We start from the raw sequence: 15,021 nt of genomic DNA on the forward strand, positions 1-15,021 counted from the left end.
ACACATGAATAGATCGGCGATCCAGAGCCTTTGCGTCATTCGCCCAGACAAGGCTGGCAAACCTCACGAAGAGACAGCCTCAAGGAACAACTTACCGCAACGGAATCATGAAGTTGAGGAGGAACGGACCAGACGCTGCAGGCGCGGGCGGATGCGCAGAAAACCCCGATAGGCGGCTTCGAAGACGGGCGTCAGCGGCTTCCATCCGGCCAGGAGACCGAGCGGTCGCAACACGGGAATGGCCCGCCACATCGCCGCGAAAGCCGCTGCACCCGACAGGAGTTTTCCCCCTTCTTCTGCATGGAACCGGGCCAGAAGCTCGGCTCGATCGATCGGACAACTGCCTTGAGGGTCGAACGCATCGATGAAGTTGATCGCACCGCGACTGTCGAGACGGCGCATCAAGGCGATCTCTCGCTGGCAGAGAGGACAACTGCTGTCGAACCAGACGGTCACCTGCGCGGACATGGTCGCCTTTCACGGGGAGAGTTTTCGTCTTCCATAACTGGGGTCAAAGCTGCCTTCCGGCAATGCGGCGTCGCGCCGCTGCCTCACTGCTGTCGCCGGTCGCCTTTGACCCGGAACTTGAAAGCGGCAAGCCGCGCGAGCGCAATTTGGCATCGGCGCGAGCGGAATATGATGCTTTTCTGACCCCACGATTTTGCCTTATCGAACGAGGTGAACAGAGACGCAGAGGCAGACGGCAATGACCAGACCATTTTTCTGGAACGAACTGACGACGACGGATTTTGCAGGGCTTTCGCCGGATACGACGATCGCCATCCTGCCGATCGCCTCGACCGAGCAGCACGGACCCCACCTGCCCATTGCCACCGACGTGGCCATCGCAAACGGCATGCTGGCGGAATTGCAGACCCAGCGCCCCGATGATCTCGACTTCCTCGTTCTTCCCACCCAGGAAATCGGCAAGGCCAACGAGCATGTGTACGGGCCCGGCAGCCTGTCCTTCGGCCCGGAGATCCTGATCCCGGCCTGGACGGCCATCGGCGCGAAGGTGGCAGAAGCCGGCATTCGCAAGCTCGTCATCGTCAATTCCCATGGCGGCAATGTCGACATCATGAGCATTGTCGGCCGCGAACTGCGGGTCCGACACCAGATGGTCGTCGTCTCGACCCAATGGGGCCGCTTCGGAAACCCGGAGGGCATGATCTCCGAGCATGAGAGCCGCTACGGCATCCATGGCGGTGAAGTCGAGACATCGCTGATGCTGCACTTTCGCCCCGAGCTCGTCCGAATGGACAAGGCCCAGAACTTTATCTCGAAAGCCGAGGAGATGCGCGCCAGCTCGAATTATCTGACACCCCTGCCGCCGCATTCGCTCGCCTGGATCGCCCATGACCTGAACCCGCACGGCGTGGTCGGCGACGCCTCGAAGGGCACTGCCGAAAAGGGTGCCGCGATCTGCCGCCATCAGGTCGCGGGCTTCATCGAACTCTTGCGCGACGTCGTGGCTTATCCGCTCTCGAACCTCTACACGCCCAGCTGACCGGACACTCACCCCTCAGCTCTGACCGCGAATGGTCTCAGGAATATGTCCCCGCGCCTTGAGATCCTGAACAAGCGCCAAAAGCTCCTGCATCAGATATTCGACGAAAAGGCTGGTCGCGGAGTCGAGCGGCGCCCTTGCACGGGCAAAAAGCTTCATCGGCTGATGACGGACATGCGCCTCGGTCAAGGGCCGGAAGATCAGCTCGCCGCGTCGGCATTCGGCGACGGCATCGAGCGGGTTGAGCATGGTGAGCCCCGTACCGGCCTTGACCAGCTGCTTCATCAATTCCGAGGAATTGGTCTCCACAACAGGCTCGACGAGCAGCGGCAGCGGAGCGAGCGCCAGATCGATGATGTTGCGCAGGCTGGTGCCTGACTGCGCCAGGATCAAGGGCTCCTGAACCACCTCGACGAGGTCTATCGGCCCCTCCTCCCGCGCCAGCCGATGCCCGGGCGGCAACACGACGCCCACGGGCACATCGACATTCGCAAGCGTGCGGATACCGGGGGTCGCCGGGATGTTGAAGCCGAGACCGAGATCGACCTCGCCGGTCAGCACGGGATTGATCGTCGTTGAGCCCCCATCATTGCGCAGCTTGATCTGGATGCGGGGATGCTCGGCGACGAAACCGGCAAGGATTTCCGGCAGCGGCCCGGAGGCAAGCCCGACCGTCGTGACAAGCGACACCTTGCCGGCATGCGGCGTCTTCAAGCCGCGGATCCGACCCTCAAGCCGCTCGTAGTTCTTCAGCACATCGCGGATGTGCTCGACACAGAGCTCACCAGCGGCCGTCAGCCTGAGCCCTTTCGGCAAACGCTCGAAGAGTGGCGCCCCGAGTTCTTCCTCCAGCGCCAGGATCTGGCGGTTGACCGCAGATGATGCGACATTGAGGCGCTGGGCCGCCTTCCGGATAGAGCCACAACGGACGATTTCGTTGATGTAGATGAGCTTTCTGGAGTGCAGCACGAGGCCTCCGCTGCGTAAAAATTAGTCATGCCGCATCACTATGCATCAATCTCGTGAGCAGTGCAAAAAAAGCATCGATGCGGGCGAAATTTGATGCTTTTCAAGACGCAATCGGACCGATCAAATGACTGAAAAGGGAGCCCGAAAACGGGTCCTGCAACGAACAGGGGAACGATCAATGCGCGACACGCTCACCAAGACAAGCCTTCTCGCCCTTTTCGGCCTCAGCGCCGCGCTGGCCTCGACCACGACGGCCTTCGCTCTGGACGAGGTCACCTACGGCACCAACTGGCTGGCCCAGGCCGAACATGGCGGCTTCTACCAGGCCGTGGCCGACGGCACCTATGAAAAATACGGCCTGAAGGTCACCGTGATCCAGGGCGGCCCGCAGGCTGCGAACCGCGCACTGCTGATCGCCGGCAAGGTTGATTTCTACATGGGCAGCCCGCTCGGCGAAATGGATGCCGTCAAGGAAGGCATCCCGCTCATCGACGTCGCAGCCATCTTCCAGAAGGACCCACAGGTCCTGCTCGCCCATCCCGATCAGGGCATCGAGAAGTTTGCCGACCTCGCCAAGCTCGATAGCATCTTCATGGGCAAGGACGGCTACGTCACCTATTATGAGTGGATGAAGAAGAACTTCGAGGGCTTCACCGACGAGAAGTACAAGCCCTATACCTTCAACCCCGCCCCCTTCATCGCCGACCCGAAGTCCGCGCAGCAGGGTTACCTGACGTCGGAACCCTATGAGATCGAGAAGCAGGCCGGCTGGGCACCGAAGGTCTTCCTTCTCGCCGACAACGGCTACAATCCCTATTCGACGATGATCACGACCACGACGACCATGGTCGAAAGCAAGCCCGATCTCGTCCAGCGCTTCGTCGATGCCTCGGCTGAAGGCTGGTACAACTACCTCTACGGCGACAACAAGGCCGCCAACGACCTCATCAAGAAGGACAATCCGGAAATGACGGATGGTCAGATCGAGTATTCGATCGCCAAGATGAAGGAATATGGCATCGTCGAATCCGCCGAAGCGCTGGAAAAGGGCATCGGCTGCATGACCGACGAGAAGTACAAGGCCTTCTTCGACGCCATGGTCCAGATCGGCGTCCAGCCGGCAGACCTCGACTATAAGAAGGCCTACACCACCCAGTTCGTCTGCAAGGGCGTGGGCATGGGGCTGAAGAAGTAGTCTCCACCTCCCCCTTGAGGGGGGAGGTCGCAGCGAAGCTGCGGGTGGGGGTGATCGGCCGTATCCGCTGACATCACCCCACCCCGGCACTGCGTGCCGACCCTCCCCCTCAAGGGGAGGGTAGAACGGTTACCGCAATCCGCTCTCCCCCCTTGTGGGGGAGATGTCCGGCAGGACAGAGGGGGCGGCCCACCCACTAATTTGGACCCCTATGCCTCCGCCTACCGCAACACCAGAATGCAACGCGGATGTAACGCGAGACAGAATGACCAGTTTGCCAGCCACCGAAGACCCCATCACCCCGCCCCCTCCCGAACAGCGCCGGGCGCTCGTGGTGATGAAGGACGTGTCCAAGGTCTTTTCCAGCGGCACGGTCGCACTCACGGACATGTCGCTCACCGTCAACGGCGGCGAGTTCGTCTCGCTGCTCGGCCCCTCCGGCTGCGGCAAGTCGACGGCACTGCGCATCATCGCCGGCCTCGGTGACGTCACAACCGGCACCATCGACTGGCCAAGCTCCCGCATCAACTCCAAGGGCCTGCCCGACGGCGACATATCCTTCGTCTTCCAGGAACCGACGCTGATGCCCTGGGCGACCGTCTTCGGCAATGTCTACCTGCCGCTCAAGCTCCGAGGCATCTCCAAGTCTGCGGCGAAGGCCGACATCCTCGCAGCCCTCGACCGCGTCGGCCTCAAGGATTTCGTCGACGCCTATCCGCGCGAACTTTCCGGCGGCATGAAGATGCGCGTCTCGATCGCCCGCGCCCTCGTCACCAAGCCGAAGCTGCTCCTGATGGACGAACCCTTCGCCGCCCTCGACGAAATCACCCGGCAGAAGCTGAACGACGATGTGCTAGCCCTCTGGAAGGAGACCGGCATCACGGTAATCTTCGTCACCCACTCCGTCTTCGAAAGCGCTTACCTCTCGAGCCGCATTGTGGTGATGAAGGCAAGGCCAGGCCGCGTGCATGCCGACTTCCCGCTGCAGACCAGCCTGGAACGGGACGCATTTTACCGCACCTCCGAGGAATACCGTCAGGCCTGTGAAACCGTTTCGAAGACCCTGATCGAAGCCATGGGCGGGGAGCATCACTGATGACCGGACCGGCCGAAACGCTGTTGAAAATCCTCGTTCCCATCCTCGTTGTCTGTCTGCTGATTATCGTCTGGCAGGTCGGCGTTTGGGTCTCGGGCGTTCCGCAATACATCCTGCCCGGCCCGATCGCGGTTGCCGGCGCCCTGTTCAAGGACTGGGGCACGCTGTCGCCAGCCCTCTGGGTCACCACCAAGATCACCCTGATGTCGCTTGGGCTAGCGCTGTTGGGCGGCGTCGGCATCGCCGTTGCCCTCGTCCAGTCGAAATGGATCGAGATCGCCTTCTACCCGATCACCGTCATCCTGCAGGTGACCCCGATCGTCGCGATCGCCCCGCTGATCCTGATCTATTCCCCCTCGACGCAAGTGGCGCTGCTGATCTGCGCCTTCCTCGTCGCCTTCTTCCCGATCCTGTCGAACATGGTCCAGGGCCTGAAGAGCGTCGATCATAACCTGCTCAATCTCTTCGACCTCTACGGCGCCTCGCGCTGGCAGACCCTCCTCTATCTGAAGCTCCCGGCCTCGCTTCCCTATTTCATGACGGGCCTGCGCATCGGTGGCGGCCTCGCCCTGATTGCTGCCGTCGTCGCAGAATTTGCCGCCGGCTCGGCGGGCGCCGGATCGGGCCTTGCCTTCCGCCTGCTCGAGGCCCAGTTCCGTCTGAACATTCCGCGCCTGTTTGCCGCCCTCTTCCTGCTTTCCTGCCTCGGTGTGGTGATCTTCGCCATTACCTCGTTCATTTCCTGGCTGGCGCTGCATCGCTGGCACGAGAGCAGCCTGAAACGAGAAAACTGATGTCGAGCCCGATTACCAACCTGCCCGCCGCCAAGCGCTTCGTCCTTGCCAATGCGACGCTGCCGGAAGTCTGCGTCGACGGCGTCGAAGCACCCGCCTGCGAGGGCCTGATCAGCGCCGACATCGTGGTGGCCGACGGCAAGGTCGAGGCGATCCTGAAGCCCGGCGAGGCCCCATCAGGCCTGCCGTCGACGGATCTCCGCAACGGCATGGTCTGGCCGACCTTCGTCGACATGCACACCCATCTCGACAAAGGCCATATCTGGGACCGCCGGCCGAACCCGACAGGTGACTTCAGGGGCGCTCTGGAAGCGGTCAAGGCCGATCGCGAGGCCCGCTGGACGGCTGAAGACGTCAGGGCCCGCATGGAATTCTCGCTGCGCACGGCCTATGCCCATGGCACCAGCCTGATCCGCACCCATCTCGACAGCCTGGCGCCCCAGCACCGCATCTCTTTCGAGGTCTTCGCCGAAGTCCGTGACGCCTGGGCCGGCAAGGTCGATCTGCAGGCTGCCGCCCTTTTCCCCTTCGACCAGATCACCGACGAGGCCTTCTTCAAGGATCTGGTCGATGTCATCGTCACCCATAAGGGCCTGCTCGGCGGCGTCACCTATCTGATGCCGGGTCTCGACGAAAAGCTCGACATCCTCTTCCGCACCGCAAGGGAGAAAGGCCTCGACATCGACCTGCATGTCGACGAGACGCAGGACAAGGAAACCCTGACGCTGAAGACCATCGCAGAAGCCAAGATCCGCAACAGCTTCGAGGGCGCAGTCACCGTCGGCCACTGCTGCTCGCTGGCGCGCCAGGACGACGATTTGGCGAAACGCACCATCGATCTGGTGGCAGAGGCAGGCCTCTCGGTCGTCTCGCTGCCGATGTGCAACATGTATCTGCAGGACCGCCATCCCAGCCGCACACCCCGCCAGCGCGGCGTCACCCTGTTCCATGAACTCACTGCCGCAGGCTTGGCCACCGCCGTCTCCTCCGACAACACCCGCGACCCCTTCTATGCCTACGGCGATCTCGATCCCGTCGAAGTCTTCCGCGAGGCGGTCCGCATCATCCATCTCGACCATCCGCTGGAGACGGCCGCCCGCGTCGTCACCCGCACACCGGCCGACATCCTGAAACGCTCCGATCACGGCCGCATCGCGGTTGGCGGCAAGGCGGATCTCGTCCTCTTCAGCGCCCGCCGCTGGAGCGAATTCCTTTCCCGTCCGCAGGCCGACCGCATCGTGATGCGGAATGGCATGGGCATCGACCGAAGCCTGCCGGATTACCGCGACCTTGACCCACTTCTTGGAGCTTAGACATGGCTGATTACGCCAAAATCATCGAGGAGCTGGAAGGCATCGCCGTCGAGGACAATCCGGCTCTGGTCAAACAGAAGAGCCGCGATTTCTACTGGTATTCGCCGATCCTGAAGGCCGAACTGGACAATGTGGTGGGTGACCTGATCGTCTCGCCAACATCAGAAGGAGAGGTGATCCGGGTCCTGAAAGTCGCCTATGCCCATGGCGTGCCCGTCACCCCGCGCGGTGGCGGCACCGGCAATTACGGCCAGGCCATGCCGCTTTCGGGTGGCATCGTCTTGAACCTCATCAACATGAACAAGGTGAAGGAGATCCTGCCCGGTCGCGTCATCTGCGAGCCCGGTATCATCATCTCCGAGCTTGACCGCCAGACCAAGGAACATTCCGGCCAGGAACTGCGCTTCCATCCCTCGACCAAGCAGACAGCCTCAGTCGCCGGCTTCATCGCTGGCGGTTCCGGCGGCGTGGGCTCTATCACCTGGGGCGGCCTGCGCGACCTCGGCAACATCCTGCGCCTGCGTGTCGTCACCATGGAGGCCGAGCCGCGTGTGCTCGAACTCTCCGCCTGGGATCTGCAGAAGGTCTCCCACGCCTATGGCACCAACGGCATCATCACCGAAGTCGAGATGCCGCTTGCCCCGGCTTACGACTGGGTCGATGTCATCGTCGGCTATGACGAGTTCATGGACGCGGTGAAATTCGCCGATGCGCTCTCCCACAAGAACGGCATCCTGCTGAAGGAAGTCGCCCCTATCGCAGCCCCAATTCCCTTCGACTACTTCACCCGCCACAAGCCCTGGCTGAAGGAAGGCCAGTCAGTGGTCGTGTTGATGGTCGCGCCGCATTCGATGGAACCCTTCCTGGCGCTCGCCGAGCGGATGAAGGGGGATGTTTGCTTCCGCTCCGACACGGTCGAAAGCATGAAGGGCATTCCGCATGCCTATGAGCTGACCTGGAACCACACGACGCTGCGAGCCCTGAAGCTCGATACCAACATCACCTATCTGCAGGTCCAGTATCCCGGCCCCGATCATGTCGAGAAGGTGCGCGTGATGACCGACCTCTTCCCCGACGAGGTCATCGGCCATCTCGAATTCATCAAGTTCGACGGCCAGATCCAGTGCGCCGGCCTGCCGCTGGTGCGCTACACCACCAAGGAACGGCTGGAAGAAATCATCCGCATCCACGAGGAAAACGGCTGCCCGATCTTCAACCCGCACCGCTATACGCTGGAGGAAGGCGGCATGAAGCAGACCGACCAGGTGCAGCTCGCCTTCAAGCGGGAAACCGATCCGAAGGGTCTCTTGAACCCCGGCAAGATGATCGCCTGGGAAAATCCGGATTTCGATTTTGCCGCGGGGAAGAATTATCTGTTTCCGGGCTTGGAGGTGTTTGCGGAGGCTGGGGAATAGGGGTTCGGCGGTTAGGTTGGTGCGCTTGGTACCCCCCTCTGTCCTGCCGGACATCTCCCCCACAAGGGGGGAGAGCGGGATGGGGCCGGCGCCCCACCTAGCCAGTACCGTTTCAGTCCGGGGTTAGTGATTGAGGACGCTGAACTTATGAAAAACGGTTTGACGAGATTGCGCCACCCACAACGATTGACGGAACGAAGCCGGCGCGCCCATCCGCTCTCCCCCCTTGTGGGGGAGATGTCCGGCAGGACAGAGGGGGGTACCCCACACTCAACGCATAACATCTGAAGGATGAACGAAAGAAGCCGCCACACACACATTCCGAAGGTACTCCCGGCCGAACCGCTCGGCTCATGCGACATCACATGGCATCCTCCATCCCTCGGCATCAGGCGGCGAAGGACTGGGATGCTGGGACAAACGGCGCGGAAGTTTTCAACTGGACCCCGACTGCTGAGGCGGCGGGCAACGACTTGGAGCTTTTGACATGCGCGTACTCGTCCTTCACTCCCACCCCCTCGATGAAAGCTTCGGCCGGGCGCTCTACAAGCTCACCTGTGAGAGCCTGGAAAAGGCCGGCCACGAAGTCGACGGCTGCAATCTCTACGAAGAGGGCTTCGACCCGGTGCTGTCAGCCCATGACCGCCGCGTCTATCACGACATTCCCGACAATCTTTCGCTGGTGCAACCCTATGTCGACCGCCTGAAAAAGGCAGAAGGTTTGGTGATCGTCACACCCGTCTGGAACTTCGGCTTCCCGGCTATGCTGAAGGGCTATTTCGACCGCGTCTGGCTGCCCGGCGTCTCGTTCGACCTGGTAGACGGCAAGCTCACCCCGACGCTGCGTCACATCAGAAAGCTCGCCGCCGTCATGACCTATGGCGCGACCCCGATGCGCGCCTTCCTCGCCGGCAATCCACCGAAGAAGATCGTCAAGCGCGTCATCCGCGCCCAGATCAAGATCGGCGCACCGGTCAAATATCTCGCCCATTACGACATGAACAACTGCACGGAAGAAACCCGTGCCGCCTTCATGGCCAAGGTGCGCCGCGAGATGGAAAATTTCTGAGCGAAAGGCTGGCGGTCAAACCACCTTGGCGGCCGTCACCTCGACTTCGACCAGGAATTCCGGTCGCGTGAAGCCCCCCACCACCAGTAGAGTCGAGACCGGTTTGGGATCAAGCGTGTAGAGATCACGCACCGCCATATAGGCCGGAAAATCCTCCCGCCGCGTCACGAAGCCGGAGATCCGGATCACATCCGCGAACGTCATCTCGGCCTCTTCCAGAATGGCCTTGATCGCCTCGAAGCAAAGCTCGGCCTGGCCGGTGACATCAGGTGGGATCGTGTCATCGGGGCGGATGCCGAGCTGGCCGGAGGTGACCAGAATGCTCGCACCCGGCGGCACAAGCAGACCGTGATTGTAGTGCCCGAATGGACGGCGGACGGAAGGAGGATTGAAGACCTTTTTCATGGGCTTGAGCCTAGCGCGGCGAGCACGTGTGCGAAAGGGAAAAGCGTGCCTCCACACGCCTTTTGGCCTTATCGATCCGGGCCTTTCGTCTAGCGAATACGCCGCCCCGAGGCATCGAAGAGAAAGCTGGTCTTCGCCGCAAGCCCGACCGTGATTTCATCACCCAGCCGGCCACCATGACGGCGTTCTTCCTGCTCGATGATGATCTGCTCGCCGGGTACCGTATGGGCATAAACATAGCTGGTATTGCCGAGATGCTCAACGACATCGACATGCGCCACCATCTGCGTATCCCCGCTGCCATCAGGCAGGAAATGCTCGGGGCGCACCCCGATGGTCACGGCATCGCCAACCTTTGGCGGGGTCGCGCAGGCAACCGTCAGCTGCGTATCCGGTCGCGCCTTGAGCGCCACCGTCACCTGTCCACCCTCCGCCTGCCCGATCACCACCGCCGGCAAAAAGTTCATCCGGGGCGAACCTATGAAACCGGCGACGAACATGTTGTCAGGATCGTCATAGAGCACAAGCGGCGCTCCGACCTGCTCGACAATGCCGCCACGCATGACGACGATCTTGTCGGCCAGCGTCATCGCCTCGACCTGGTCATGCGTGACATAGACGATCGTGGCGTTGAGCTCCTTGTGCAGCCGGGCGATCTCGACGCGCATATGCACGCGCAGCTCCGCATCGAGGTTGGAGAGCGGCTCATCGAACAGGAAAACGTCAGGCTGACGCACGATGGCACGGCCGATGGCAACACGCTGGCGCTGACCACCGGACAAGGCCTTGGGCTTGCGATCCATCAGCGCGTCGAGTTCCAGGATCTTCGCCGCCGCATTGACGCGGCGCTCGATCTCGTCCTTCGCCATGCCGGCAAAGCGGAGCGCAAAGCCCATATTCTCGCGCACGGTCATGTGCGGATAAAGCGCATAGGTCTGGAACACCATGGCAATGCCGCGCTTGGACGGATCGACATCGTTCATCACGGTGCCGCCGATCGTCAGCTCCCCGGAGGAGATATCCTCAAGCCCTGCGATCATCCGGAGCAGCGTGGACTTGCCGCAGCCGGAGGGACCGACGAAGACGACAAACTCCCCCGAACGCACCTCGAGGTTTACCCCCTTGATGACCTCGAGCGAGCCATAGGACTTGCGGATATCGGTGAGCCGGACCTCTGCCATTTAAGCCTCGCTCAGGTGACGTTGAAGGTGATGCGCTTGGTCCCGAAGGGACGGCAAGTCGCAGATAGCGTCAAGTGACCGGCTTCGTTTCCGGCTTCGACATAGACGCCCACCGCGCCACCCTTGAAGGCGAGAAGCGAGGGGCCGACGATACGGCCCGGGCCTTGCAAGCTGACCTCGACCGGATCGTCGAAGAAACCCAAGACATTGCCGCCCTGATCGAGCGCACGCAGGATGACGCGAACCGTGTCCTTCTCGCCAGACCTGAGCTCTGTGTCATCGGCCGCGATGTCGAGTGTCGTCGGCAGCGGATCGGCCGGCAGATGGCGGCGAACCACTTCCTCGCCGTTGATAAAGCCGACGAGTTCGCCATCCCGCCAGGTCATGCCCCATTCGCCGAATTCCTCCGGCGTCACCATGCTGTGGTCGAGAATGCAGGGCGGATGCGGCAGATGCGGATAGGCCTTCGTATCGGGTTCGATCCGCTTGACGATATGCCCCATGCGGATTTCGACATAGTCGCAATTGGTGAGCACGATCAGCGGCAACACGCCGCCGATATTGCGCTCACCACGCGCCCAGAAGCTGACCGGCTGAAGCACGATCCCGTCCTTCCGATCGCCCTGCGAGGCATAGGCGTAACCGGCGAATTTCGGCTCCCGATACATGTCGGTGACGCCGTGATAGCAGATGCGGTCGCCGGAGCCGAAATCCTTGTGCGTGTTGTAGTCGAACATGCACCAGCCGGTGGAGCCTGATATCGACGGGTCGCCCGCAGCAGCATTGAGGATCGCCAGATGCCGGCCAACATGTTCAGCCTGCCGCTGTTCCTGGTCGAAGCGTTTGGTCGGATACATGTGACCGCCATATTCGGTGATCATGTAGGGCACCTTGCGGTCGAGCCCTGTCACCTCGCGCTGCTCGCGCAGCACCAGGCGCTCCCGGTTGTGCCCCGGCATTTCCTCCATGCCGAGAATGAAGTCGTTCATTGTGTAGACGTCTTCGAGCAGCTCGCTCTCGGTGATGTAGCGCACGCCGCCTGTCTGGCGGGTGGTATCGAGCGAACGCGCCATGGCATTCGTCTCGACATAGAAGTCATGGGCATCCTGGCTCTCGTTGATGCGCACGCCCCAGATGATGATCGAGGGATGGTTCCAGTCGCGCTCGATCATCCGGCGGACGTTCTGAACGCTCTCCGCCTTCCAGGCATCGCCGCCGATATGCTGCCAGCCGGGGATTTCTTCGAAGACCAGCAGGCCGATCTCGTCGCAGCGGTCGAGGAAGTATTTCGACTGCGGATAGTGCGAGGTGCGGGCGATGTTGCAAGCGAGGTCGTATTTCAGGATGTCGGCATCCTTCTCCTGACCGCGCCGGCCCATGGCATAGCCGAGATGCGGCCAGGCCTGATGGCGGTTGAGGCCCCGCAGCTTGACCACACGGCCATTCAACTTGAAGCCCTCGATCGTGTATTCGGCAGAACGGAAGCCGAAACGGCTCGTCGTCTCATCGGTACCGGCAGCGGTCTCCAGCATAACGGTCAGACGGTAGAGCGCCGGATTGTCGATATCCCAGAGCGTGATGCCCTGAAGTCCGGAAAAGCCGAGCGAGACCTCTGCGCCTGATACGGTCGCCTCGGTCCGCGCGATCTCCTGACCTGCACCATCTTTCAGAACAGCCGTGACCTTGCCCGAAAGCGCCTGATCGGTTGGATTGGAAATCCAGACCTTCGCCGTCACCTGCTTGGCTTCGGCCAGAACATCCGGCGTCTCGATCTTGACGTTCTTGATCGAAACCGGCGCGGTAATCTTGAGCCAGACGTCGCGATAGATGCCGGCATAGGTGAGATAGTCGATCACGCCGCCGAAGGGCGGGATCTCGGGGTTTTCCGAGCCGTCGATCTTCACTGTCAGCAGATTGTTACCAGCCTTCAGATGCGGCGTGAGCCGGGCCTCGAACGGCGTGTAGCCATCCTTGTGGGCAGTGATCTCAATACCATTCAGATAGACCACGCTATCAGCCATGGCCCCGTCGAAAACCAGCGAGACTTCGCGGCCCTCAAAACGCGGATCCCAGGCGATCACCTTCTGGTATGTAAAAGCCTTCTGATAGCTCTTCTCGTCGAAGTAATTGTAGGGCAGCTCGACCGCCGTATGGGGAAGCTGGACGTTTTCGCCCGACTGGCGGGCCGAGGCGAAGGCGAGTTCGAAGCCGGCCAGGAAGGTCCAGTCCCGGTTGAAGTTCTCGATAATGCGCATTTCAAAGTCCTATTTCACGGAGCCGAGCATGCCCTGCACGAATTGGCGTTGCATGGCGAAGAAAACGAGAAGAGTGGGAAGGGTGGCGAGGATCGTGCCGATCATCACGGTGCCGTATTCGGGCGAATAGGCAGAAGCGAGCGAGGACACGACAAGCGTGATCGTCTTGGTATCGTTCGACTGCAGCACGATCAGCGGCCAGAGATAATTGTTCCAGTTCAGCATGAAAACGATGACGAAGGCCGCCGCATAGGTGGAGCGCATCACCGGCACATAGATGTAGAAGAAGATCTGCCACTCCTTCAGCCCGTCGACCTTGGCCGCATCGCGAAGCTCGGTCGGGAAGGCCTTCGAGGCCTGGCGGAAATAGAAGATGATGAAGGCAGACGCGATCATCGGCAGCATGATGGCGATATGGGTATTCAGAAGCCCCGCCTGCCCCATCAGCATGAAGAGCGGGATCATCAGAGCCGCGAACGGCACCATCAGCGTCAGCAGGATCACGGTATAGACGCGCTCGCGGAGCTTCGAGCGGAACATCTCGAAACCATAGCCGGCAAGCGAAGAGACGAGCAGCGTGAGCGCCGTTCCCACAAGCGCGATCTTCACCGAATTCCAGAACACCAGCGGCACATCCACCTGCGCGAAGAAGGACGCGATGTTGTCGAAGAGCGCCGTGCCGAAGGTAACCTTCCCGCGGATGATCTGGCTTGTCGTATTGGTCGCGCCGATCACCATCCAGATGAACGGAAAGATCGAGAGGAAGGCGGCAAGCGACAGCACGGCATACTGCACGATATCAGGCAGGCGGCGGCGAAGCGTTGTCATCATCGACGTTCCCTCGCGGCATAGAATTGCAGGAAGGAGAGAACCGCCACCATCAGCACGATGACATAGGAGACGGTTGCCGCATAACCGAAGCTCGGCATGAAGCGGAAGGTCAGATTGTAGATGTAGAGTGACAAGGTCAGCGTCGAATTGGCCGGCCCGCCCGTGCCTTCGGTGAAGTTATAGACCTCGTCGAAGAGCTGTAGCGTGCCAATCGTCGAGGTGATCGTGGTGAACAGGATCACCGGCTTCAACATCGGAATGGTCAGGAAGGCGAAACGCCCCCAGGACGGCACGCCGTCGATCTTCGCCGCCTCATAGATCGAGCGATCGATATTCTGCAGCGCCGCCAGATAGAAAATCATGTTGTAGCCGGTCCAGCGCCAGGTAATGGCGATGATGATCAGCACCTTGGCCCAGAAGGGATCGGTAAGCCAGCCGATCGGCTCGCCGATGATGCCGATCGCCAGCAGCGTGTTGTTCACCACGCCGTCGAGCGAAAACATGCTCTTGAACAGGATGGAATAGGCCACCAGCGAGGCAACACAGGGCAGGAAGATCATCGTCCGGAAGAGGCCGGAAAAGCGCAGTTTCGGATTGTTCAGCATGGCCGCCAGGATCAGTGCCATGGTGATCATGATCGGCACCTGAATGATGAAGAAAATGACGGTGTTTTGCAGTGCCTGCCAGAAGACGGGATCGTTCCAGAGACGCACGAGGTTACCCGTGCCTGAGAACTTCAGCATCATTCCGCGTCCCGAATACAGGGAGAGAACGAGCGAGCGGGCAATCGGATAGAGCATGAAGAGCGAGATCAGCCCGATGGCGGGCGCCACGAACAGCCATCCGTTGACATCGTAATGGCGCTTCAAACTGGATCTGGATGTGGTGGCCATGCGGTTATCCCCGAACCCGATCAGTGGTCACTGAACCATGTTATGCAAAGGGAAGGCGCGCGGCGTTGCCGCCGCACGTCTCCGGGAGGACAGGGGCG

General features: G+C 61.1%; 14 protein-coding genes. 7 read left to right on the forward strand and 7 right to left on the reverse strand.

The features are described from left to right. Positions 1 to 105: 105 nt before the first annotated feature. Complete coding sequence (locus GH983_RS17380) at positions 106 to 468, reverse strand: DUF393 domain-containing protein (protein ID WP_153763072.1); 363 nt, start codon at positions 466 to 468, stop codon at positions 106 to 108. A 238-nt stretch (positions 469 to 706) separates the two neighbouring features. Between GH983_RS17380 and GH983_RS17385 the strand changes: the two genes are divergently transcribed. Beyond that, on the forward strand, positions 707 to 1,507 hold the full coding sequence (locus GH983_RS17385; RefSeq protein WP_153763073.1) for a creatininase family protein: 801 nt from the start codon (positions 707 to 709) through the stop codon (positions 1,505 to 1,507). Between the two features lie 15 nt (positions 1,508 to 1,522). On the opposite strand, the gene GH983_RS17390 is transcribed toward GH983_RS17385, so the two are convergent. Then, complete coding sequence (locus GH983_RS17390; protein WP_069043034.1) at positions 1,523 to 2,476, reverse strand: LysR family transcriptional regulator; 954 nt, start codon at positions 2,474 to 2,476, stop codon at positions 1,523 to 1,525. Positions 2,477 to 2,654: 178 nt separating this feature from the next. Between GH983_RS17390 and GH983_RS17395 the strand changes: the two genes are divergently transcribed. The 6 genes from GH983_RS17395 (at position 2,655) to GH983_RS17420 (ending at position 9,358) form a co-directional block, all read left to right on the forward strand. Next, positions 2,655 to 3,671: an ABC transporter substrate-binding protein gene (locus tag GH983_RS17395; protein ID WP_153763074.1), complete on the forward strand. Its 1,017-nt coding sequence runs from the start codon at positions 2,655 to 2,657 to the stop codon at positions 3,669 to 3,671. Between the two features lie 265 nt (positions 3,672 to 3,936). Further along, on the forward strand, positions 3,937 to 4,767 hold the full coding sequence (locus tag GH983_RS17400; protein ID WP_153763075.1) for an ABC transporter ATP-binding protein: 831 nt from the start codon (positions 3,937 to 3,939) through the stop codon (positions 4,765 to 4,767). After that, positions 4,767 to 5,561 carry an ABC transporter permease gene (locus GH983_RS17405; protein ID WP_069043031.1) on the forward strand — a complete coding sequence of 265 codons (795 nt, stop codon included), beginning with the start codon at positions 4,767 to 4,769 and terminating at the stop codon, positions 5,559 to 5,561. The genes GH983_RS17400 and GH983_RS17405 overlap by 1 nt, the downstream gene beginning before the upstream one ends. Continuing rightward, on the forward strand, positions 5,561 to 6,874 hold the full coding sequence (locus tag GH983_RS17410; protein WP_153763076.1) for a cytosine deaminase: 1,314 nt from the start codon (positions 5,561 to 5,563) through the stop codon (positions 6,872 to 6,874). Before GH983_RS17405 ends, GH983_RS17410 begins: the two co-directional genes overlap by 1 nt. Positions 6,875 to 6,876: 2 nt before the next feature. Then, positions 6,877 to 8,289, forward strand: coding sequence for an FAD-binding oxidoreductase (locus GH983_RS17415; protein WP_153763077.1), 1,413 nt, complete (start codon positions 6,877 to 6,879; stop codon positions 8,287 to 8,289). Between the two features lie 487 nt (positions 8,290 to 8,776). Next, complete coding sequence (locus GH983_RS17420; RefSeq protein ID WP_153763078.1) at positions 8,777 to 9,358, forward strand: NAD(P)H-dependent oxidoreductase; 582 nt, start codon at positions 8,777 to 8,779, stop codon at positions 9,356 to 9,358. Between the two features lie 15 nt (positions 9,359 to 9,373). On the opposite strand, the gene GH983_RS17425 is transcribed toward GH983_RS17420, so the two are convergent. The 5 genes from GH983_RS17425 to GH983_RS17445 all read right to left on the reverse strand — a co-directional run bounded on the left by GH983_RS17425 (position 9,374) and on the right by GH983_RS17445 (position 14,923). Beyond that, positions 9,374 to 9,763 (reverse strand): RidA family protein, encoded by a 390-nt coding sequence (locus GH983_RS17425; protein ID WP_153763079.1) that lies wholly within the window; start codon positions 9,761 to 9,763, stop codon positions 9,374 to 9,376. Between the two features lie 89 nt (positions 9,764 to 9,852). Beyond that, complete coding sequence (locus GH983_RS17430) at positions 9,853 to 10,944, reverse strand: ABC transporter ATP-binding protein (RefSeq protein ID WP_153763080.1); 1,092 nt, start codon at positions 10,942 to 10,944, stop codon at positions 9,853 to 9,855. 11 nt (positions 10,945 to 10,955) lie between these two features. After that, a complete protein-coding gene (locus tag GH983_RS17435; RefSeq protein WP_153763081.1) occupies positions 10,956 to 13,199 on the reverse strand; it encodes a glycoside hydrolase family 2 protein in 2,244 nt (747 codons plus the stop codon). A 9-nt stretch (positions 13,200 to 13,208) separates the two neighbouring features. Next, the gene (locus tag GH983_RS17440) at positions 13,209 to 14,030 is read right to left on the reverse strand and encodes a carbohydrate ABC transporter permease (protein ID WP_082347585.1); all 822 of its coding nucleotides are present in this window, start codon (positions 14,028 to 14,030) and stop codon (positions 13,209 to 13,211) included. Continuing rightward, complete coding sequence (locus tag GH983_RS17445) at positions 14,027 to 14,923, reverse strand: carbohydrate ABC transporter permease (protein ID WP_153763082.1); 897 nt, start codon at positions 14,921 to 14,923, stop codon at positions 14,027 to 14,029. The genes GH983_RS17440 and GH983_RS17445 overlap by 4 nt, the downstream gene beginning before the upstream one ends. Positions 14,924 to 15,021 lie beyond the last annotated feature (98 nt).

It is taken from the genome of Agrobacterium sp. MA01 (assembly GCF_009650195.1).
Lineage (GTDB): Bacteria > Pseudomonadota > Alphaproteobacteria > Rhizobiales > Rhizobiaceae > Allorhizobium.